At 70.9% G+C, this 18,464-nt stretch carries 15 protein-coding genes; 11 read left to right on the top strand and 4 right to left on the bottom strand.

Features of this window, described 5'->3' with window-relative positions; all coding sequences use genetic code 11:
- Window positions 1-131 precede the first annotated feature (131 nt).
- The 3 genes from VV867_RS13830 to VV867_RS13820 all read left to right on the top strand — a co-directional run bounded on the left by VV867_RS13830 (window position 132) and on the right by VV867_RS13820 (window position 4,182).
- Window positions 132-629: a sigma-70 family RNA polymerase sigma factor gene (locus tag VV867_RS13830; protein WP_109934114.1), complete on the top strand. Its 498-nt coding sequence runs from the start codon at window positions 132-134 to the stop codon at window positions 627-629.
- 62 nt (window positions 630-691) lie between these two features.
- Window positions 692-1,654 (top strand): FecR family protein, encoded by a 963-nt coding sequence (locus VV867_RS13825; RefSeq protein ID WP_328566690.1) that lies wholly within the window; start codon window positions 692-694, stop codon window positions 1,652-1,654.
- 119 nt (window positions 1,655-1,773) lie between these two features.
- Window positions 1,774-4,182 carry a TonB-dependent siderophore receptor gene (locus VV867_RS13820; protein ID WP_328566701.1) on the top strand — a complete coding sequence of 803 codons (2,409 nt, stop codon included), beginning with the start codon at window positions 1,774-1,776 and terminating at the stop codon, window positions 4,180-4,182.
- An 894-nt stretch (window positions 4,183-5,076) separates the two neighbouring features.
- On the opposite strand, the gene VV867_RS13815 is transcribed toward VV867_RS13820, so the two are convergent.
- On the bottom strand, window positions 5,077-5,463 hold the full coding sequence (locus tag VV867_RS13815; RefSeq protein ID WP_275630263.1) for a hypothetical protein: 387 nt from the start codon (window positions 5,461-5,463) through the stop codon (window positions 5,077-5,079).
- Between the two features lie 55 nt (window positions 5,464-5,518).
- Window positions 5,519-8,227, bottom strand: coding sequence for a hypothetical protein (locus VV867_RS13810; RefSeq protein WP_328566689.1), 2,709 nt, complete (start codon window positions 8,225-8,227; stop codon window positions 5,519-5,521).
- A 150-nt stretch (window positions 8,228-8,377) separates the two neighbouring features.
- Here VV867_RS13810 and VV867_RS13805 point away from each other — a divergent pair, with 150 nt between their 5' ends.
- On the top strand, window positions 8,378-8,935 hold the full coding sequence (locus VV867_RS13805) for a GNAT family N-acetyltransferase (protein ID WP_109934109.1): 558 nt from the start codon (window positions 8,378-8,380) through the stop codon (window positions 8,933-8,935).
- On the opposite strand, the gene VV867_RS13800 is transcribed toward VV867_RS13805, so the two are convergent.
- Window positions 8,911-10,299, bottom strand: a complete 1,389-nt coding sequence (locus VV867_RS13800) for an aminotransferase-like domain-containing protein (RefSeq protein WP_328566688.1) — start codon at window positions 10,297-10,299, stop codon at window positions 8,911-8,913. The two genes, VV867_RS13805 and VV867_RS13800, sit on opposite strands and share 25 nt — an antisense overlap.
- Before the next feature lie 146 nt (window positions 10,300-10,445).
- Here VV867_RS13800 and VV867_RS13795 point away from each other — a divergent pair, with 146 nt between their 5' ends.
- From VV867_RS13795 to VV867_RS13770, 6 genes are all read left to right on the top strand, one after another.
- Window positions 10,446-11,726, top strand: coding sequence for a hydroxymethylglutaryl-CoA reductase, degradative (locus tag VV867_RS13795; protein ID WP_328566687.1), 1,281 nt, complete (start codon window positions 10,446-10,448; stop codon window positions 11,724-11,726).
- Entirely contained in the window at window positions 11,723-12,634 is a 912-nt protein-coding gene (locus VV867_RS13790) for a hydroxymethylglutaryl-CoA lyase (RefSeq protein WP_328566686.1), read from the top strand. The genes VV867_RS13795 and VV867_RS13790 overlap by 4 nt, the downstream gene beginning before the upstream one ends.
- 53 nt (window positions 12,635-12,687) lie before the next feature.
- Window positions 12,688-13,179, top strand: coding sequence for a hypothetical protein (locus VV867_RS13785; protein WP_328566685.1), 492 nt, complete (start codon window positions 12,688-12,690; stop codon window positions 13,177-13,179).
- A complete protein-coding gene (locus VV867_RS13780) occupies window positions 13,179-14,561 on the top strand; it encodes a tripartite tricarboxylate transporter permease (protein ID WP_328566684.1) in 1,383 nt (460 codons plus the stop codon). The genes VV867_RS13785 and VV867_RS13780 overlap by 1 nt, the downstream gene beginning before the upstream one ends.
- Before the next feature lie 98 nt (window positions 14,562-14,659).
- Window positions 14,660-15,925 (top strand): OprD family porin, encoded by a 1,266-nt coding sequence (locus tag VV867_RS13775; RefSeq protein WP_442965024.1) that lies wholly within the window; start codon window positions 14,660-14,662, stop codon window positions 15,923-15,925.
- Window positions 15,926-16,062: 137 nt separating this feature from the next.
- Entirely contained in the window at window positions 16,063-16,530 is a 468-nt protein-coding gene (locus VV867_RS13770) for an aminoacyl-tRNA deacylase (protein ID WP_109934103.1), read from the top strand.
- 49 nt (window positions 16,531-16,579) lie between these two features.
- On the opposite strand, the gene VV867_RS13765 is transcribed toward VV867_RS13770, so the two are convergent.
- The gene (locus tag VV867_RS13765) at window positions 16,580-17,485 is read right to left on the bottom strand and encodes a LysR family transcriptional regulator (RefSeq protein ID WP_328566683.1); all 906 of its coding nucleotides are present in this window, start codon (window positions 17,483-17,485) and stop codon (window positions 16,580-16,582) included.
- 100 nt (window positions 17,486-17,585) lie between these two features.
- Here VV867_RS13765 and VV867_RS13760 point away from each other — a divergent pair, with 100 nt between their 5' ends.
- Complete coding sequence (locus VV867_RS13760) at window positions 17,586-18,452, top strand: pirin family protein (protein ID WP_328566682.1); 867 nt, start codon at window positions 17,586-17,588, stop codon at window positions 18,450-18,452.
- The last annotated feature ends 12 nt before the right edge of the window (window positions 18,453-18,464 follow it).

The following is an 18,464-nucleotide window of genomic DNA, read 5'->3' as shown; positions in this document are numbered from 1 at the left end:
TTGACGGGCACAGGCGGCCCGGGGTTCCGGCGGCTTGCCGGTGGAAATGCCGCGGGAAGTTGCCGGGCGGAGATTGCCAGCGGAAAACAGGAAGCATTACCATTTGCTCATTCTTCGCGTTTATTCCCCCCATGCCCGCCAAACCACCGCGCAAGCCTGGCCTCTTCGAACACTACGAGGAGCTCATCGGAGCCTGGACCCGCCGCCTGCGCAACCGCGTCGATGCGGAGGACCTGGCCCACGACACCTACCTGCGCCTGCTGGAAACCCCGCAGGCCGCGGTGGCGCAGCCGCGTGCCTACCTGCATCGCACGGCGCGCAACCTGGCCATCGACGCCTTCCGCCGCGAGCAGGCGCACCCGCCGGTGGGCATCGAGCACCTGGACGGGCACGAAGCGCCCGACGGCGACCCGGAGACCACCATGCACGCGGTACAGCTGGCCGGTTCCATCGAACGCGCCCTGGCCGAACTCCCGGCCAATTGCCGCAAGGTGTTCGTCTGGCAGAAGCTGGAGGGGCTGTCCCAGGCGGAAATCGCCGAGCGGCTGGGGTTGAGCAAGAACATGGTGGAAAAATATATGATCCGTACCCTGCGCCACCTCAGGGACCGCCTGGGCGATGCACCGTGATTCACCGTGATGAAGGACCAGCCAGTGAAACCCACCCTCAGGACCGTGCCGGGGAAACGCCCATGGCGCTGACCGAGCCGCCGCGCGACGCCGCCGCCCGCTGGTTCGCGCGCCTCCAGGACGGCGCGCTGGACGCCGCCGGGCAGGCCGCCTTCGAGGCCTGGCTGGCGACGCCGGCGCACCGCCACGAATTCGAGCAGTTGCAGCGCCTGTGGAGCGCCGCCGACCTGATCCCGGCGCAGCGCCTGCGCCAGCTGGCCGCCGACGAGCCCATCACCCTGCGCCCGCGCGGCACGCGGCGGCGCTGGCCGGCGTTCGCCGCGGCGGCCTGCGTGGCCGGGCTGGCCGCCGGCGTCGTGCTGTTCGGTGGCTGGGGCCGCGACTACAGCGCCGAGTTCCACACCGCCCTGGGCGAACGCCGCCAGGTGGAGCTGCCCGACGGCAGCCAGCTGGAACTCAACGGCAACACCCGCCTGCAGGTGCGCTTCCGAGACCTGCGCCGCGACGTGACCCTGGAGCGCGGCGAGGCCATGTTCAGCGTCGCCCATGCCGCCGACCGGCCCTTCGTGGTCGACGCAGGGCTGGGCGCGGTGACCGTCACCGGCACGCGCTTCGACGTGCGCCGCGACGCCGGGGAAGTGCGGGTAGCGGTGGAGGAGGGCAAGGTACGGGTGGCCGGGCGTGAAGCGGCCGCCGCCGAGCAGTTGCTGACCGCGGGGCTGGGCACGCGCATCGACGCCCGGGGGCGGGTGGCGCCGGCTGCGGCCACCGACGTCGCCGCACAGACCGCCTGGCGCGACGGGCGCCTGGTGTTCAACGGCGCGAGCCTGGCCGAAGTGGCCCGCGAGGTTTCCCGCTACCGTGCCCAGCCGCTGCGCGTCGCAGGGCCGGAAGTGGCGAAGATGCGCCTGACCAGCGTGTTCCGCGTGGACGACACCGACGCCCTGCTGATGGCGCTGCCGCACCTGCTGCCGGTCAGGGTGCGGGCCTTGCCCGACGGCTCGAGCGAAATAATTCTCCGTTAGATTCAGGTTTTCATCGCCCTGTTTCGTCTTCCCCGGCAAAGGCTCGCCAGGCCCCTTTCCTGCGAGCCGCCATTGGGACCTCAAGGAACAGGAACATCGTGACCAACCCTTCGCTTCGCATGCCTTCCCCCCGCGCCGGCCGGCGCCTGCTGCCACTGGCCCTGAGCCTGGCCATCGCCGCCGCCATCGGCCAGGCCCAGGCCGCCCAGGTGGACATCCACCCGATGCCGCTGAACGACGCGCTCAAGCAACTGGGCCAGCAGACGTCGCTGCAGCTGTTCTTCACCCCCGACCTGGTGGACGGCAAGCAGGCCCCGGCGGTCAGCGGCGAACTGACCCCGGAGCAGGCCCTGGAGCGCCTGCTGCAGGGCAGCGGCCTGGACTACCAGGTGGTCGGCAACGGCATCGTCCTGCGCAAGCGCGCGGCCGGCGCCGACGAGCCGCTGCAGATGGAGTCCTCCGAGGTGAAGGTGGTCGGCGACTGGCTGGCCGACGCCCAGGAACGCGACGTGCAGAACCACCCCGGTGCGCGCACCGTGGTGCGCCGCGAGGCCATGCAGGAGAAGGGCGTGGTCAGCGTGCGCGAGGCGCTGCGCGGCATCCCCGGCGTGCAGGTGCAGGACAACAACGGCACCGGCGGCAGCGACGTCTCCCTCAACGTCGGCGTGCGCGGCCTGACCTCGCGCCTGTCGCCGCGCTCCACCATCCTCATCGACGGCGTGCCGGCCGCCGTGGCGCCCTACGGCCAGCCGCAGCTGTCGATGTTCCCCGGCGTGGCCGGCAGCTACGACAGCATCGACGTGGTGCGCGGCGCCGGTTCCGTGCGCTACGGCCCGCAGAACGTCGGAGGGGTGATCAACTTCGTCACCCGCGCCATTCCCGAGAAATTCTCCGGCGAGGTGGGCACCACCGTCGAGCACGCCGGCCACGGCGGCTGGAAGCAGATGCAGAACGCCTTCATCGGCGGCACCGCCGACAACGGCATCGGCATGGCCCTGCTGTATTCCGGGGTGAAGGGCGACGGCTACCGCGACAGCAACAACCACAACGACATCGACGACGTCACCCTGAAGACCCACTGGGCGCCCACCGACGCCGGCGATTTCGCGCTGAACCTGCACTACTACGACGGCACCGCCGACATGCCCGGCGGCCTGACCCAGGCGCAGTACGACCACGACCCCTACCAGTCGGTGCGCGACTACGACAACTTCCGCGGCCGCCGCAGCGACGGCTCGTTCAAGTGGACGCGCAAGATCGACGACCTGACCCAGCTGGAAGTGCTGACCTACTACAGCGACAGCTTCCGCGGCAGCGACATCGCCAACCGCGACCTCAAGACCCTCGCGTCCTACCCGCGCGACTACCACACCTTCGGCTTCGAGCCGCGCCTGTCGCGGATCTTCTTCCTCGGCCCGACCACCCAGGAAGCCAGCGTCGGCTACCGCTACCTGAAGGAAGACATGGAAGAGCGCGCCTCCCAGGTAGCCCTGGTGAACAACGTGCCCACGCCGCAACCCGGCGCCGACGGCCACGTCTACCAGGACCGCACCGGCGGCACCGAGGCCAACTCGCTGTACATCGACGACAAGATCGACGTCGGCAACTGGACGGTGACCCCCGGCATCCGCTTCGAGCGCATCTCCACCGACTGGCAGGACCGCCCGGTGCTGGACAACAAGGGCAAGCCGGTGCAGGCGAAGAACCGCAGCAAGGACTACAACGAGCCGCTGCCGGCGCTGAGCGTGATGTACCACGTCTCCGACGCCTGGAAGCTGTTCGCCAACTACGAGACCTCCTTCGGCAGCCTGCAGTACTTCCAGCTCGGCCAGGGCGGCCGCGGCGACCAGACCGCCGACGGCCTGGAACCGGAGAAGGCGCGCACCTACGAGCTCGGCACGCGCTACGACGACGGCGCCTGGGGCGGCGAGGTGACGCTGTTCTACATCGACTTCGACGACGAGCTGCAGTACATCAGCAACGACGTGGGCTGGACCAACCTGGGCGCCACCAAGCACCAGGGCATCGAGACCTCGCTGCACTACGACCTGGCGGCGCTCGACCCGCGCCTGGAAGGCCTGTCCGCCTACGGCACTCTGACCTACACCCGCGCCACCTACGAAGGCGAGATCCCCGGCTTCAAGGGCCGAGACCTGCCGTTCTACTCGCGCCAGGTGGCCACCCTGGGCCTGCGCTACGTGCGCGACCGCTGGACCTACAACGTCGACGCCTTCGCCCAGTCGAAACAGAGCTCCCCTGGCCCGAGCACCAACGCCGACGGCAGCTTCACCCACAACTACATCACCGAGCCGACCGCCGACGGCCAGTACGGCGACATCCCCGGCTACGCCCTGTGGAACGCCCGGGTGGGCTACGACTTCGGCCCGCAGCTGTCCAACCTCAAGCTCGGCGCGGGGGTGAAGAACATCTTCGACAAGGAGAGCTTCACCCGCTCCAGCGACAACAACGCCGGCATCTACGCCGGCCAGCCGCGGACGTTCTTCGTGCAGGCGAGCGTGGGGTTCTGAGCGGGAGAGGGTGCGGAGCTCGATCCGGGGTGAGGTATTCGGATAACGCCATGATCGCGGACAGAGTCCTACGGTTCCAGGAAGCACGGTCGTAGGAGCAACTGTCTATTGGGTTTGGGTGTGGCGCGCCGCTCCGAGTGCGTTGATGTTTCTTGTTTCGCCCCCTCGGGCGAGTCACTTTGGCAATCGCCCCAAAGTAACCAAAACGCTTGCCCCGACATACGGGCCCGATGGAGCCGGGCTACCCTCGCGAATTCCCCCGCCACGGAGGCCCGCCCCGACAGCACGTCCCTGTGCTGATCGGGGCTCTAGCGACATCCATGTCGCATGACCTCCTGAGCGCCGGTTTCGCTCGGCCTCCTGAAGGGGCGTTCCGGTGCGCTCGGTTGTTTCTCTGGAAGTCTAAAAACCAGAGCAAGAGCGGCACTGCTCTTCGTAGGAGCGAGCTTGCTCGCGAACCCCGGGTCCCCACGTTCGCGATAGTCCGTAGGGCGCATAACGCCTACGGCGTTATCCGCCGAATCGCGGACGGAGTCCGCTTACTACGGTTCCAGGAGGCACGAACGTAGGACTCCGTCCGCGATTGGACTCACCGGCGGCACGAATGGCGGCGGATAACCGCGAACGGTTATTCGCCCTACGGACTTGCCGGCTGACGCTGCGTTATCCGTTTGCTCGGGACAGCCCCCTCTCCCTTCAGGGAGAGGGCTGGGGAGAGGGGACGGAGCTCGATCCCAGTGATGGCGTTTCCCCTGACACCAAGCCCCCTCCCTAGCCCTCCCCCTGAAGGGAGAGGGGACCGTTCGGCGTGAACGGGAAGTCCGGCGTCAGCCGGAAACGCCGGTATTGCCGGCTGGTACGACACCCATCCTACGCAAGCCCCATATGCCAGGCTCATCCACCCGCCGGACTGAATCGACGAATAGCCTCCAGCACCGTATCGCGGTCGCCGCGCAGCGGCTGGCTGCCCAGGTACTCGACGAATCGCGGATCGTCCAGCAGCACGAGGAAGCGCTCGCCGTCCCCGGTCAGGCGTTCGCCGTCGCTGGGGGTGCCGACCTCGTTGCCGTGGTAGAGGCCTTCCAGCAGGCCCAGGCGGCGCATCAGGTCGGTGAGGATCAGCGCGTTGGCGATGACCACGTCGGCATCCGGCGCCTCCGCGCCCAGGCGGCGGTGCAGTTCGGCGTGGTAGTGGCGGGCGATGGCCTCCGCCGGGAAGGGACCGCCGTCGGCGCGGCGGGCGCCCTCCAGCAGGCGCTTGGTCAGTTCCAGGTCGATCATGGCTTGGTTTCCGTCACTACAGGCGTTCTCCTGGCAGGGGAGCGGCGCCCCTGCCTCAATGGATGTCCAGGTAATCCCACAGTTCCCGCGCGACCTGGCCGTCGCCGAACAGCAGGCGGCCTATGTCCAGGCCGAGCTGGCGGTAGCTCTCGAACTGCGCCTCGTCGAAGAACTGGTCGGCGGTGGTCTGGTTGGGGAACTCGGGGTTTTCGCGGGCGTAGTTGAGCACATCCGCGGACATGCCGGCGATCCGCCGTGGCTTGAGCACCAGCAGCCAGCGGCGCGGCGGCGCCTCCGGGCGGGGCGGGCGCGCCTCGCCATCGGCGCAGTCGCTCACCTCGAACAGCAGCGCGCACTTGCTGGCGTTCGTTGCCGGCGGCTGGCGGAACTCCTCCAGGCTGCCGAACACCTTGGCCAGCACCGGGTTGCGCAGCACGCCACTGTCCTCGCGCACTTCCAGGTGGTGGTCGATGCGCGCCAGGCGCACCAGGTTGGCCAGGTCGTCGAAGCGGTAGTCGGCGTCGCAGCCGCAGTCGCACACCAGCGTCAGCTCGATGTCACGCCCCGGGCGCAGCAGTTCGTAGCCGGCGGTGTTCTCGAAATGGCCGCCGTCGGACAGGTACTGGTACTCGCGGCGGTGGCCGTGGAAGTGCGCGGTCAGCTCGTAGAGCAGGTAGGTCTGCGTCGGCAGCAGGCTGGCGAAGCCCGGGGCCTGGTCGTGCACGGCCTCGAAGCGGCTCGGCCACCAGACGCCCAGGCGCACGTTGGCCAGGCCCAGCACCAGCGAATAGCCCAGGCTGGTGGCGCGGCCCAGGCCGGTGCTGACCGCGGCGCCGGAGATGCCCACCCACTGGCCGATGCTCAGCGGCATGCCGATTTCCGAGGCCAGGCCCGTGGCCGGGCCGCGGCGCTGCGGCGTGCCGTCGTAGATGAAGGCCGGCTCGCTGATGTGCCGGCCGCCGGGCGCCAGGCACAGCGGTTTGCCCTTGCGGTCGCGCTGGACCAGTTGCTCGGCGGGGTCGACGGTCAGGTTCAGGGTGACGTTGAGCAGGTGCAGCGGGCCGGCGGTGGGCGGGCCGTAGTAGTGCTCCACGGCGAGGTCGTCGCCGCGCTGGGGCTCGGCGACGCTCATCTGGCGCTTGCGGGTGGCGCTGTCGGTTTCCGCGAAGCGTTCGCCGTTCGAGGCGCCCAGGTAGGCGCGGGTCAGCCGCGCGGCGTAGTAGGGCTGCAGCGTCGAGGTATTGAGGAAGCCGACGAACTGGCTGTTCAGCAAGGCCACCAGCAGCGCCGAGAGGCCGAGCAGGAACAGCCGCAGCAGGGCGCCGTCCTGGTCGAGGCGGGCGGCGCCGTCGGCGCCCACCCAGAGGGCGAACAGCGCCCAGGCCAGGCACACCACGGACAGCAGCAGCACACCGGCGATCAGCCCTAGCACGTCCAGCGGCAGCTTCGCCAGCCAGCCGGGGATGGCCTTCTCGTCCTTGAACACCGCCAGCTTGCGCACCAGCCAGATCAGCAGCGGCAGCACCCCGCCCACGCCGGCGGCCCAGGGGCCGTGCAGCTTCTCGTAGAGCTCCTCGGCGAGGAGGCCGAGCAGGGCCAGGTAGAGCAGGGCGGCGGTGAGGATCAGCGCCTGGCTGAGGCAGCGGGTCACCAGCACCCGGTAGTTGCGGACCGAGTCGGGGCCGAGCTCGTCGCGCGGCCCCGGCCGCACCCAGGCGGCGAACTGCAGCAGCCAGTTGCGGGCCACCCCGCGCAGCACGCCGGTGCCTTGCAGGGTACCCGCCAGGCGCTCGATGGCGGCACCCAGGCGCGCCCGCGGGCCGTTGCCGCCACCGGGGCGCGGTCGCTTCGGTGCCATGCGGCGGACCAGCAGGGCGGCGGCGAGCATGGCCAGCGCCACCACCACCGCGGCCACCAGGTGCCAGGCGGCCAGTGGCCCGTAGCCCAGCAGCAGGCACAGCACGCAGCCGATGGCCAGCGCGATGAACATCGTCAGCGTGGCGCCGGCGGCCCAGTTGAACAGGCTCGGCCGTTCGTCCAGGTCGTTGCGCGGGATGACCTGCCAGTAGGCGATCACCAGCGGCAGCACGGCGAAGACGAACAGCGCGGCGGGCACCAGCAGCAGGTTGGCGGTCAGCGCCAGGCGGAACAGGTACAGCAGGGCGAAGGCCAGCAGCAGCGGCATGCCGATCACCAGGTGCAGCGACAGCCAGTTGCGCCAGGTCATCGCCAGGGCATAGAACATGTCGCCGGCCCCGGTGGGGGTGAGGTAGCGGCCGTTCTCCCGCAGCCAGGCGCCGGGCGCCCCGAGGATGTTGGCGCCCTGGTAGTCGGTGCTGGTGCTGATGCGCCCCGGCGGCTCGTGGCGCAACACGCCATAGGCGTCCAGGGCGGCCTGGCGTGCATCGCTGGCCGGCGCCGGCGGGTGGCGCGGCGGCAGTTCGCGCAGGCGCCCGGGCAGGAACAGGCTGTAGAGGAAGCTGCCGACGTAGCCGCCACCGCTGACCGTGGACAGGTAGTCGAAGTCTGCCAGCAGCGGCGGCGCCTCGCCCTGCACCTGCTCGCCGCGGCGCGGCGACGGTGCCCGGGCCAGGGCCTGCAGCACGCCCAGGCAGAAGGTGGCGCTGCGGATGCCGCCGCCGGACAGCCCCAGCCCCCACTTGTACGCATCGGCGTTCAGGCCGAGGCTTTCGCGGCGGAAGGCGATGCGCTCCCGTTCGTTCTCCAGCTGGGGCTCCAGCGGGTCCTTTTGCACGCGGGGCATGGGCGTCCTCCTTGGCGTGGCACGCTGCCAATCGGCCGGGCTAATCGAAGTAAAGCAGGCGCCGGGAACCCCGCCAGCGACCGCCCGTCCCGCCGCCGCCCGACGCAGCCGGGAGGTGCCGGCGGCGCCGGGCTGAGGTAGTCTGGCCGAATGCCGCCACCTGAAGAGACGCCACCCGTGGAGTACCGCCTGACCACCCGCGACGCCGTGCTGGTACGCCCCAGCCTGGCGCTCTGCGAACCCTTGCGCCGGGCCCTGCAGGACAGCTACGCGGAGCACGCGCCCTTCCTCGACTGGGTGACGCCGCAGGTGAGCGCCGAGCAGGTGCTGCGCTCGCTCAAGGGCGCCATCGCCAACTACGCCGCGCCCCTGGCGGAGAAGCGCCTGTTCCTGCTCTCCGCCGACCGCGCCGAAGTGATCGGCTGCATCGGCCTGCAACCCCGGGGCAGGGGCGACAGCTACGTGATCGGCTACTGGGCCAGTTCGCGCTTCGCCGGCCAGGGCTACCTGAGCGCGGCCCTGCGCGAGGTCTGCGCGCAACTGCCGAGGGCCAGGCTTTACCTCACCACGTCCTCGGCCAACCCGCGCAGCCAGCGCCTGGCCGAGGCCGCCGGCTTCTGCCTGGTGCGCACCCTGCGCGGGGCGCGCAACGATGCCTGGCATGGCACCCAGGACACCCTGGTCTACCGCCGCGCGCCCCGGGCCTGACGCACGCAGGCGGCGAACAGCGGGTCCTGCAGGTAGGCGACGTTCAGGCGCATCCAGGGGTTGGCCTGGCCGCGATCGGTGCTGAAGATGGTGCCCGGCGCCAGGGCCAGGCCCTGGGGCAGCGTGGTGCGGGTGAAGGCCGCGGCGTCGTCGATGTGCGGGAAGCGCGCCCAGAGGTACAGGCTCTGCTGCGGGCGGCACAGCACCTCGGCGTCCAACTCGTCCAGCACCGCCAGCGCGGCGCGGGTGGCCTCGGCGACCTGGGCCTGCAGGCGGGTGAGGTGGCGCAGGAAGTAGCCTTCGCCCAGCGCCACGTCCACGGTGCGCTCGCACAACTCCGAGCAACTGGTGTGCAGCAGCATCTTCAGGTCCGCCAGTTCCTCGATGCGCTCGCGGCTGCCGGCGATGAAGCCGACCCGCAGCGAGGCCGAGATCGACTTGGAGAAGCTGCCGACGTAGAGCGTGCGGCGCAACTGGTCGAGGGTGGCGACCTTGATCGCCGAACTGGGCTTGAAGTCGGCCAGGGCGTCGTCCTCCACCAGCAGCAGGTCGTGCTCGTCGGCCAGCTTCAGCAACTGGTGCGCCTTCACCGGCGAAATGTCCGAGCCGGTGGGGTTGTGCCCCACCGATTGCAGGAAGAACAGCTTCGGCCGTTCGTGGCGCAGCAACTGCTCCAGCACCTGCAGGTCCGGCCCGTCGGCCAGGCGCGGCACGCTGAGCATGCGCGCGCCCTGCAGCTGCAGCTTGCCGAACAGCGGGTAGTAGCCGGGGTTCTCCACCAGCACCGCGTCGCCGGGGGCGACGAAGCGCCGGACGATCAGGTCCAGCGCATGGTTGGCGCCGTGGGTGGTGAGGAGCTGCCGCGGGTTGCCGTCGATGGCGTAGCCGGCCAGGCGGCGCACCAGGCTCTGGCGCAGCGCCGGGTTGCCCAGGCGGTTGCCGTAGCGGAACAGCGAATTGGCGTCGGTGCGCAGCACCTGGCGGGTGAAGCGGTCCAGGCGCATGTCCTGCAGCCAGGCCACCGGCGGGAAGCCTTCGCCCAGCGGCGCCCGGGCCGGCTCGCGGACGAACTGCTGGCGCATCATCCAGATGGTGTCCAGGGCGCGGGTGTAGGGCAGCGGCTCCTCGGCCTCGCTGCCGCGCGGGACGCTGGCGCGGACGAAGAAGCCCTTGCCGTGGCGCGCCTCCACCAGGCCCTGGGCGGCCAGCAGCTCGTAGGCGGTGATCACGGTGTTCTTCGAGTGGCCGTGCAGGCGCATGTACTCGCGCAGCGAGGGCAGGCGGTCGCCGCGCTGCAGCGCGCCTTCGCGGATCTGTCGGGCGAGGGACTGGGCGACCTGTTCGGCGAGGGTCTGGCGGGGCACGGCGCTCTCCGGGAGTGTCATGGGTACAGTGTGGGTACTGTTGCAGCCAACTGTACCTTCATCGACGGGACCAGTCATAGCACCTTAGGGCCTCGGGCGGCCCCGGCGCCGCCCGCATCCCACAAGAACCACAACGGACGCCCACGATGCCCATCGATTCCCGCCTTCCCGAATTCCGCAACCTGTCGCCTCGCCAGCGCCTCGACCAGCTCGCGGCCCTGCTGCAGCTGCCCGAGCTGCAGCACCTGGGCGAACCCGGTGCGCTGCCGCTGGAGGTGGCCAACGGCATGATCGAGAACGTGCTCGGCACCTTCGAGCTGCCCTATGCGGTAGCCAGCAACTTCGTGGTCAACGGCCGCGAGCTGCTGGTGCCGATGGTGGTGGAGGAACCCTCGATCGTCGCCGCGGCTTCCTACATGGCCAAGCTGGCCCGCGCCGGCGGCGGTTTCCGCACCTCCAGCAGCGCGCCGCTGATGCGTGCCCAGGTCCAGCTGGTGGGCCTGGGCGACCCGTTCAACGCGCGCCTGGCGCTGCTGCGGCACAAGGAAGAGATACTCGAGCTGGCCAACCGCAAGGACCAGCTGCTCAACAGCCTGGGCGGCGGCTGCCGCGACCTGGAGGTGCACTGCTTCGCCGACAGCCCGCGCGGGCCGATGCTGGTGGCGCACCTGATCGTCGACGTGCGCGACGCCATGGGCGCCAACACGGTGAACACCATGGCCGAGGCGGTGGCCCCGCTGATGGAGCGCATCACCGGCGGCCAGGCGCGCCTGCGCATCCTCTCCAACCTGGCCGACCTGCGCCTGGCCCGGGCCCAGGTGCGCATCGCCCCACAACAGCTGCAGTCGCGGGACTACAGCGGCGAGGCGGTGATCGAGGGCATCCTCGACGCCTACTGCTTCGCCGCCGTCGACCCCTACCGCGCGGCCACCCACAACAAGGGCATCATGAACGGCATCGACCCCCTGATCGTCGCCACCGGCAACGACTGGCGCGCCGTGGAGGCGGGCGCCCATGCCTACGCCTGCCGCAGCGGCCACTACGGCTCGCTGACCACCTGGGAGAAGGACGCCGAAGGGCACCTGGTGGGCAGCATCGAGATGCCCATGCCGGTGGGCCTGGTCGGCGGCGCCACGCGCACCCACCCGCTGGCCCAGCTGTCGTTGCGCATCCTCGCCGTGCAGAGCGCCCAGGAACTGGCGGAAATCGCCGTGGCCGTGGGCCTGGCGCAGAACCTCGGGGCCCTGCGCGCCCTGGCCTGCGAAGGCATCCAGCGCGGCCACATGGCCCTGCACGCGCGCAACATCGCCCTGGTGGCCGGCGCCCGCGGCGAGGAAGTGGACTGGCTGGCGCGGCGCCTGGTGGAAGCCGGCGACGTGCGTGCCGACCGCGCGGTGGAACTGCTGCGCGAAAGGCGTGGCGCATGAGCGGCCGGGTGAAAATCGTCGAGGTCGGCCCGCGCGACGGCCTGCAGAACGAGCCCCAGGCGCTGCCGGTGGCGGCGCGCGTCGAACTGGTCGAGCAACTGGCCGACACCGGGCTGCGGCACATCGAGGCCGGCGCCTTCGTCTCGCCGCGCTGGGTGCCGCAGATGGCCGACAGCGGCGAGGTGCTGCGCCGCCTCGGGCGCAGGCCCGGGGTGCGCTTCAGCGCCCTGGTGCCCAACCAGCAGGGCCTGGAGGCGGCGCTGGCGGCGGGCTGCGAGGAGGTGGCGGTGTTCGCCGCCGCCTCCGAGGCCTTCTCCCAGCGCAACATCAACTGCTCCATCGCCGACAGCCTGCGCCGCTTCGAGCCGGTGCTGGCGCTGGCCCGCGAGCGCGGCGTGCGGGTGCGCGGCTACGTGTCCTGCGTGCTCGATTGCCCCTACGGCGGCCCGGTGGCGCCGCAACGGGCCGGCGAGGTGGCGCAGCGCCTGTACGAGCTGGGCTGCTACGAGATCAGCCTGGGCGACACCCTCGGCAAGGGCACCCCGGATGCCACTGCGCGGCTGGTAGAGCACTGCGCCGAACGCCTGCCGCTGGCAGCCCTCGCCGGGCACTTCCACGACACCTTCGGCATGGCCGTTGCCAACGTGCACGCGGCCTTGCAGGCCGGCGTGCGCACCTTCGACAGCTCGCTGGCCGGCCTCGGTGGCTGCCCCTATTCGCCGGGCGCCAGCGGCAACGTCGCCACCGAGGATGTGCTGCACCTGCTGCACGGCATGGGCTACGCCACCGGCGTCGACCTGCCGGCCGTGGCCCGCCTGGGCACGGCCATCAGCCAGCGGCTGGGCCGGCCCAACGACTCGCGCGCCGGCCGCGCCCTGGCCGCCGCAGGCGGTGAGCGGCACCCCTGAAACAGCGCAACCGCAACATAACAACAAGAGCCCAACAGGGCAGGAGCCTTACCATGAACACCCACGAAACGGCGCCGTCGACGGCGCCTGGTCCCCATCCCGAAGCCCGGCTCTACGAGGTCTGGGGCGACACCATCGACAGCCGCCACCTGGCCGGCGCCATCGCCATCGGCGCCGCGGTCAGCCTGGGCGCCTTCCTGCTCGCCGAGCGGCTGTTCCTCGGCCTCGTCGACTCCAGCCAGATGGCCCGCGCCTACGCCATGCTGGTGGGCATCCTCGGCTGCCTGGCCGGCGGGGCGATCAGCGCCATGCTGTTCAAGCCCAAGCGCCTGGTGGTCGAGCATGTGGCCGACGCCGCCTGGCGCGAGCAGGCCCTGCGCGAGCTGGAGGCCGAGTACGGCGGCCTCGGCGAGCTGCGCGACCTGCCGCCGGAAGTGCTGGCGGAGCTGAAGGAGGTCCAGCTGTACGACCTGTTCGCCCAGGCCCACGGGGCCGCGGAGAGGCGCGCGCCCGCCGCGGCGCCGGCGATGGGAGGGGTGGCCTGATGGAACTGTTCCTCGACCAACTGCCCGTCGCCCTGCTGATGGCGGTGATCGGCGCCGTGGCCTTCGCCGCCATCGGCCTGGTCTCCGGCAGCGACGAAACCACCACCCTGGCGCCGCTGACCCTGCTGGTGGTGCTGCTGGGCGTGGCCCCGGCCGGGGTGTTCGCCTTCTTCCTCGCCGGCGCGGTGGCCAAGCACATGACCCACGCGGTGCCCACGGCGCTGCTGGGCATCCCCGGCGACACCATGGCCACGCCGCTGATGCGCGAGGCGAACTTCCTGCGCAACCTCGGCGTGCCGCACATCGCCCTGCGCAAGATGATCTCCGGCGCGGTGCTGGCGGCGTTCATCGCGGTGCCCCTGGCGGTGCTCTTCGCGGTGCTGCTGGCCCCCTTCGGCGAGGCCATCAAGCAGGCGGCGCCCTGGGTGTTCCTCTGCGCGGCCCTGGCCATCGCCTGGTTCTCCGCCGGGCGCTGGGCCGCGCTGCTGGCCCTGGGGCCCTTCGTGCTGCTGATCGTGGCGCTGCAGGCGCTGACCGCCCAGCACGGGGTGAAGCTGGCGGTCAGCTACTTCCTCGGCATCGCCGTGGGGCCGCTGATCGTCTCGCTGTTCGCCCTGCTGGCGCCGGCCGAGCGCCAGCGCATGCGCCGCAGCGAGCCGCGCACCTTCGCCCTGGCGCCGGACGTGAAGGGCTGGGACGGCTACTTCCCCAACCCGCTGAAGGTGCTCGACCGCCGCCAGGCCGGCTGGACCCTCGGCACCGCCGCCGTCTCCAGCGCCACCTTCGTGTTCAGCCCGGTGGCCATGACGGTGATCCTCGGCGAGATCGTCGGCTCGCGCATCCGCCATGCCTACCACCGCCTGACCTCGGTGCTGGCGGCGCGCAACGGGGTGACCGAGTCCACCTACATCGCCGAGGCGCTGATCCCGCTGATCGCCTTCGGCCTGCCGCTCAGCCCGGTGGCGGCGGGCCCGGCGGCGCCGCTGTTCAACGCGCCGCCACGCTTCTACGTGGATGCCGCCAGCGGCCAGGTGCACAACCTGCACAGCCTGATGGAGCCCTGGGAGTTCCTGGTGTTCGGCCTGCTGGCGGTGCTGGTGGCGGTGCTGATCGCCTATCCCTTCGCGATGAACTTCGCCCACCGCGCGGCCTCGTTCGTCTCGCGGCGGGTCAGCCACGAGGCGGTGATCGCCACCTTCGTCGGCCTGATCCTGGTGATCGGCCTGTGGGAGGGCGGGGTGCTGGGCCTGCTGGTGATCCTCGGCGTGGGCCTGGTCGGCGGCCTGCTCGGCCGCTTCCTCGGCTTCAACATCGGCGTGCAGTTCATGGGCTACTACACCGCCGTCCTCAGCGTGCCGGCGCTGCTCGCGCTGGCCGGCTGAGCCATCCGGAGGCCGCCGCGCCTCCATCCCCGGCCGCGTCCTGCCGTTGCCCCGCAGCGGCGCGGCGGCCTTCGTCCCGAGAAAAGGAAACAACAACAATGACAATCCTTGCCAACCCGCTGTCCACCCCTGGCCGTCGCCTGTTCGGCCTCACCTCCGCCTGCCTGCTGGCCAGCGGCGAGAGCCTGGCCGGGGGCTTCGCCGAGGACGCGCAGGCCTCGCTGAACCTGCGCAACTTCTACATCAACCGCAATTTCGTCGACGCCGACTTCCCCCGCGCCAAGGCCGAGGAATGGACGCAGAGCTTCATCCTCGACGCCCGCTCCGGCTATACGCCAGGCGCCCTGGGCCTGGGCGTCGACGTGCTGGGCCTGTACTCGCTGAAGCTGGACGGCGGCAAGGGCACCGCCGACACCCAGTTGCTGCCGCTGCACGACGACGGCCGCCCGGCGGACGATTTCGGGCGCCTGGCGGTGGCGGCCAAGGCGCGGCTGGCCAACAGCGAGCTGAAGGTCGGCGAGTGGATGCCCAGCCTGCCGGTGCTGCGCGCCGACGACGGCCGCTCGCTGCCGCAGACCCTGCGCGGCGCCCAGCTCAGCGTGCGGGAAATCGACGGCCTGGGCCTGTACGCCGGGCAGTTTCGCAGCAACAGCCCGCGTAACGATGCCAGCCAGGACGATCTGTCCATGGCCGGGCGCCCGGACGCCACCTCCGACCGCTTCGACTTCGCCGGCGCCGAGTACCGCTTCAACGGCCAGGCCACGCAGCTGGGCCTGTGGCACGCGCGGCTGGAGGACATCTACCGCCAGCAGTACGTCAACCTGCGCCACAGCCAGGGGCTGGGCGACTGGCGCCTGGGCGCCGACCTCGGCTACTTCGTCGGCCGCGAGGATGGCGCCGCCCGCGCCGGCGAATTGGACAACCGCACCCTGTCGCTGCTGCTTTCGGCGGGGCAGGGGGGGCACACCTTCTACCTGGGACTGCAGCGGCTGTCCGGCGACAGTGGCTGGATGCGGGTGAACGGCAGCGCCGGCGGCAGCCTGGCCAACGACAGCTTCAACTCCAGCTACGACCAGGCCCGCGAGCGCTCCTGGCAACTGCGCTACGACTACGACTTCGCCGCCGCCGGGGTGCCGGGGCTGACGTTCATGACGCGCTACATCCGCGGCAGCAACGTGCACACCCGCGATACCGCCGACGGCCGCGAGCGCGGGCGCGAGACGGAGCTGGGCTACGTGGTGCAGAGCGGCCCGTTCAAGCGCCTGAACCTGCGCCTGCGCAACGCCAGCATCCGCCGCGACTTCAGCAGCAACGCCTTCGACGAGTACCGGCTGATCCTCAACTACCCGCTCCCGCTGTTCTGACGCCCCTGGTCGGCCCGCCGCCCGTGCCGGGGCGGCGGCGCTAGACTGGAGCAAACGGGGAGCGGGAGGCTCCCCCGCAGCCGGCCGCGCCGGCGCCACGGGGCAGTGGGGCGGCGCCGCTTTCCCGGAGGTGTGCCATGAGCATGTCCAGTCGTTTGCAGAGCTGCCTGTCGCAGCACCAGAGTCGCTACGATCTGCTGCCCCACGCCACGTCCATGACCACCCGCGAGGCCGCCCGCCGCGCCGGCGTGCCGCCGCAGCAGATGGCCAAGCCGGTGATCCTCGACGACTTCCAGGGCCACTGGCTGATGGCCGTGGTGCCAGCCAGCCGCCAGGTCGACCTGCACAAGGTGCACAAGCTCACCCGGCGCAACTGGCGCCTGGCCCACGAGGGCGATTTCTCCGCGCGCTTCGAGGACTGCGCGCCCGGCGCCATCCCGGCGGTGGGCAGCCTGTTCGGCCTGGAGACGCTGATCGACGAATCCCTGGGCGAGCAATCGGACATCTACTTCGAGGCCGGCGACCACAACGCCGTGGTGCACATGAGCGGCCGCCAGTACCTGGAGCTGATGCCCGAGGCACGGCAGGGGCGCTTCTGCGAATAGCGCGGGCTTCGGACCTTTTCCGATCCTGCGCCGCCAGCGACCGGCGGGCTCAGGCCATGTCGCTGTGGGCGAAGCCCTGGCCGAGGAAGTTCAGCAACCCGCGCACCGACGGCAACAGGCCGCGCCGGGAAGGGTAGACGGCGTGCACGATGCCGGTACGCGGCGCCCAGTCCGGCAGCAGGTTGACCAGGCTGCCGTCGGCCAGCGCCTCGCGCACCACCACCGACGGCAGGTGCACGGCGCCCACCCCGACCACCGCCGCCTGGCGCAGGGCCAGCAGGTCGTCGGTGACCAGCCGCGGCTGGTAGCGGGCCTGGGCGCGGGCGCCGTCGGGGCCGTCCAGTTGCCACTGGTAGTCGCGCTGCGGCGAGCCCCAGTGCAGCGTCGGCAACGCCGCCACCTCGGTGGGCGAGGGGCGCTCGCCCAGGCGCTGGCGCAGGGCCGACGCGCCCACCACCATCTGCCGGCTCTCGCCCAGCACCTTCATCACCAGCTCGCTACCCTCCAGGGGCGGGAAGCGCACGCGCAGGGCGATGTCGAAGCCTTCCTGGATCAGGTCCACCTGGCGGTTGGTGGCCTCCACCTGCAGCTCCACCAGCGGGTAGCGCAGCATGAACTCGGCCAGCATCGGGCCGACCCAGAAGTTCAGCAGCGCCGTGGGGCAGCTCAGCCGCACCCGGCCCTGGGGCTCGGCGCGGTGGCGCTCGATGACCTCGGCGGCGCCCTCGGCCTCCACCAGCATGGCCAGGCAGTGGCGATAGTATTCCTGGCCGATCTCGGTCACCGAGAAGTGCCGGGTGGAACGCTGGATCAGGCGCACGCCCAGGCGTTCCTCGAGGGCGGCGATGCGCCGGCTGAGCTTCGACTTGGGTTCGCCCAGGGCCCGCCCGGCCGGGGCGAAGCCGCCGTGCTCGACCACCTGGGCGAAGTAGTAGAGGTCGTTGAGGTCTTCCACGGCGGTGTTCTCCAAATGGAACGCTGAAGATGATTTTCGCAGTCTACCGACTGTAGCGTTGCGATTCTAAGGTGTCTCCATGCACTCAGGAGGCACCTCCATGAAAGACATCCTCGGTATCTACAGCGCCCCGCGGCCGCACTGGGTCGGCGACGGCTTCCCGGTCCGCTCGCTGTTCTCCTACGACCGCCTGGGCGACCAGCTCAGCCCCTTCCTGCTGCTCGACCATGCCGGGCCGTACGACTTCCCCGGCGACGGCGCGCGCCGTGGCGTCGGCCAGCACCCGCACCGCGGCTTCGAGACCGTGACCCTCGTCTACCAGGGCGAGCTGGAGCACCGCGACTCCAGCGGCGCCGGCGGGCGCATCGGCCCCGGCGACGTGCAATGGATGACCGCCGGTGGCGGCATCCTCCACGAGGAGTACCACGCCCCGGCCTTCGCCCGCAGCGGCGGCACCCTGCACATGGCGCAGCTGTGGGTGAACCTGCCGGCCCGGGACAAGCTCACCGCGCCGGCCTACCAGACCCTGCTGGACGCCAGCATCCCCCGCGTCGAACTGCCCGGCGGCGCCGGCCAGCTGCGGGTGATCGCCGGCGACTACCGCGGCCACCGCGGCCCGGCCCACACCTTCAGCCCGCTGGATGTCTGGGACCTGCGGCTGAACCCCGGCAAGGCCTTCGAGCTGCGCGTCGAACCGGGCCGCAACACGGCGCTGGTGGTGCTGCGCGGCAGCCTGCGGCTGAACGGCGAGGAGCGGGCGGACGAGGGCCAACTGGTGCTATTCGAGCGACGCGGCGACGCCATCCACCTGGAGGCCGAGAGCGATGCCCTGGTGCTGCTGCTCAGCGGCGAACCGCTGGATGAGCCCATCGTCGGCTACGGCCCCTTCGTCATGAACACCAGCGAACAGATCGAGCAGGCCCTCGACGACTTCCGCCGCGGGCGTTTCGGACAGATGGCCGGCTGATCGTCACATGCC

Source organism: Pseudomonas sp. JH-2 (genome assembly GCF_036231725.1).
GTDB classification, from domain to species: Bacteria; Pseudomonadota; Gammaproteobacteria; order Pseudomonadales; family Pseudomonadaceae; genus Pseudomonas; species Pseudomonas delhiensis.
This window is presented reverse-complemented; position numbering and strand designations above follow the sequence as displayed.

Bases quoted from the DNA above. Each gene is read 5' to 3' on its own strand.
- VV867_RS13805 (WP_109934109.1), top strand. From the start codon at position 8,378: ATGCCGCCACCTGAAGAGACGCCACCCGTGGAGTACCGCCTGACCACC.
- VV867_RS13825 (WP_328566690.1), top strand. From the start codon at position 692: ATGGCGCTGACCGAGCCGCCGCGCGACGCCGCCGCCCGCTGGTTCGCG.
- VV867_RS13815 (WP_275630263.1), bottom strand. From the start codon at position 5,463: ATGATCGACCTGGAACTGACCAAGCGCCTGCTGGAGGGCGCCCGCCGC.
- VV867_RS13775 (WP_442965024.1), top strand. From the start codon at position 14,660: ATGACAATCCTTGCCAACCCGCTGTCCACCCCTGGCCGTCGCCTGTTC.
- VV867_RS13770 (WP_109934103.1), top strand. From the start codon at position 16,063: ATGAGCATGTCCAGTCGTTTGCAGAGCTGCCTGTCGCAGCACCAGAGT.
- VV867_RS13780 (WP_328566684.1), top strand. From the start codon at position 13,179: ATGGAACTGTTCCTCGACCAACTGCCCGTCGCCCTGCTGATGGCGGTG.
- VV867_RS13810 (WP_328566689.1), bottom strand. From the start codon at position 8,227: ATGCCCCGCGTGCAAAAGGACCCGCTGGAGCCCCAGCTGGAGAACGAA.
- VV867_RS13790 (WP_328566686.1), top strand. From the start codon at position 11,723: ATGAGCGGCCGGGTGAAAATCGTCGAGGTCGGCCCGCGCGACGGCCTG.
- VV867_RS13760 (WP_328566682.1), top strand. From the start codon at position 17,586: ATGAAAGACATCCTCGGTATCTACAGCGCCCCGCGGCCGCACTGGGTC.
- VV867_RS13795 (WP_328566687.1), top strand. From the start codon at position 10,446: ATGCCCATCGATTCCCGCCTTCCCGAATTCCGCAACCTGTCGCCTCGC.
- VV867_RS13830 (WP_109934114.1), top strand. From the start codon at position 132: ATGCCCGCCAAACCACCGCGCAAGCCTGGCCTCTTCGAACACTACGAG.
- VV867_RS13785 (WP_328566685.1), top strand. From the start codon at position 12,688: ATGAACACCCACGAAACGGCGCCGTCGACGGCGCCTGGTCCCCATCCC.
- VV867_RS13820 (WP_328566701.1), top strand. From the start codon at position 1,774: ATGCCTTCCCCCCGCGCCGGCCGGCGCCTGCTGCCACTGGCCCTGAGC.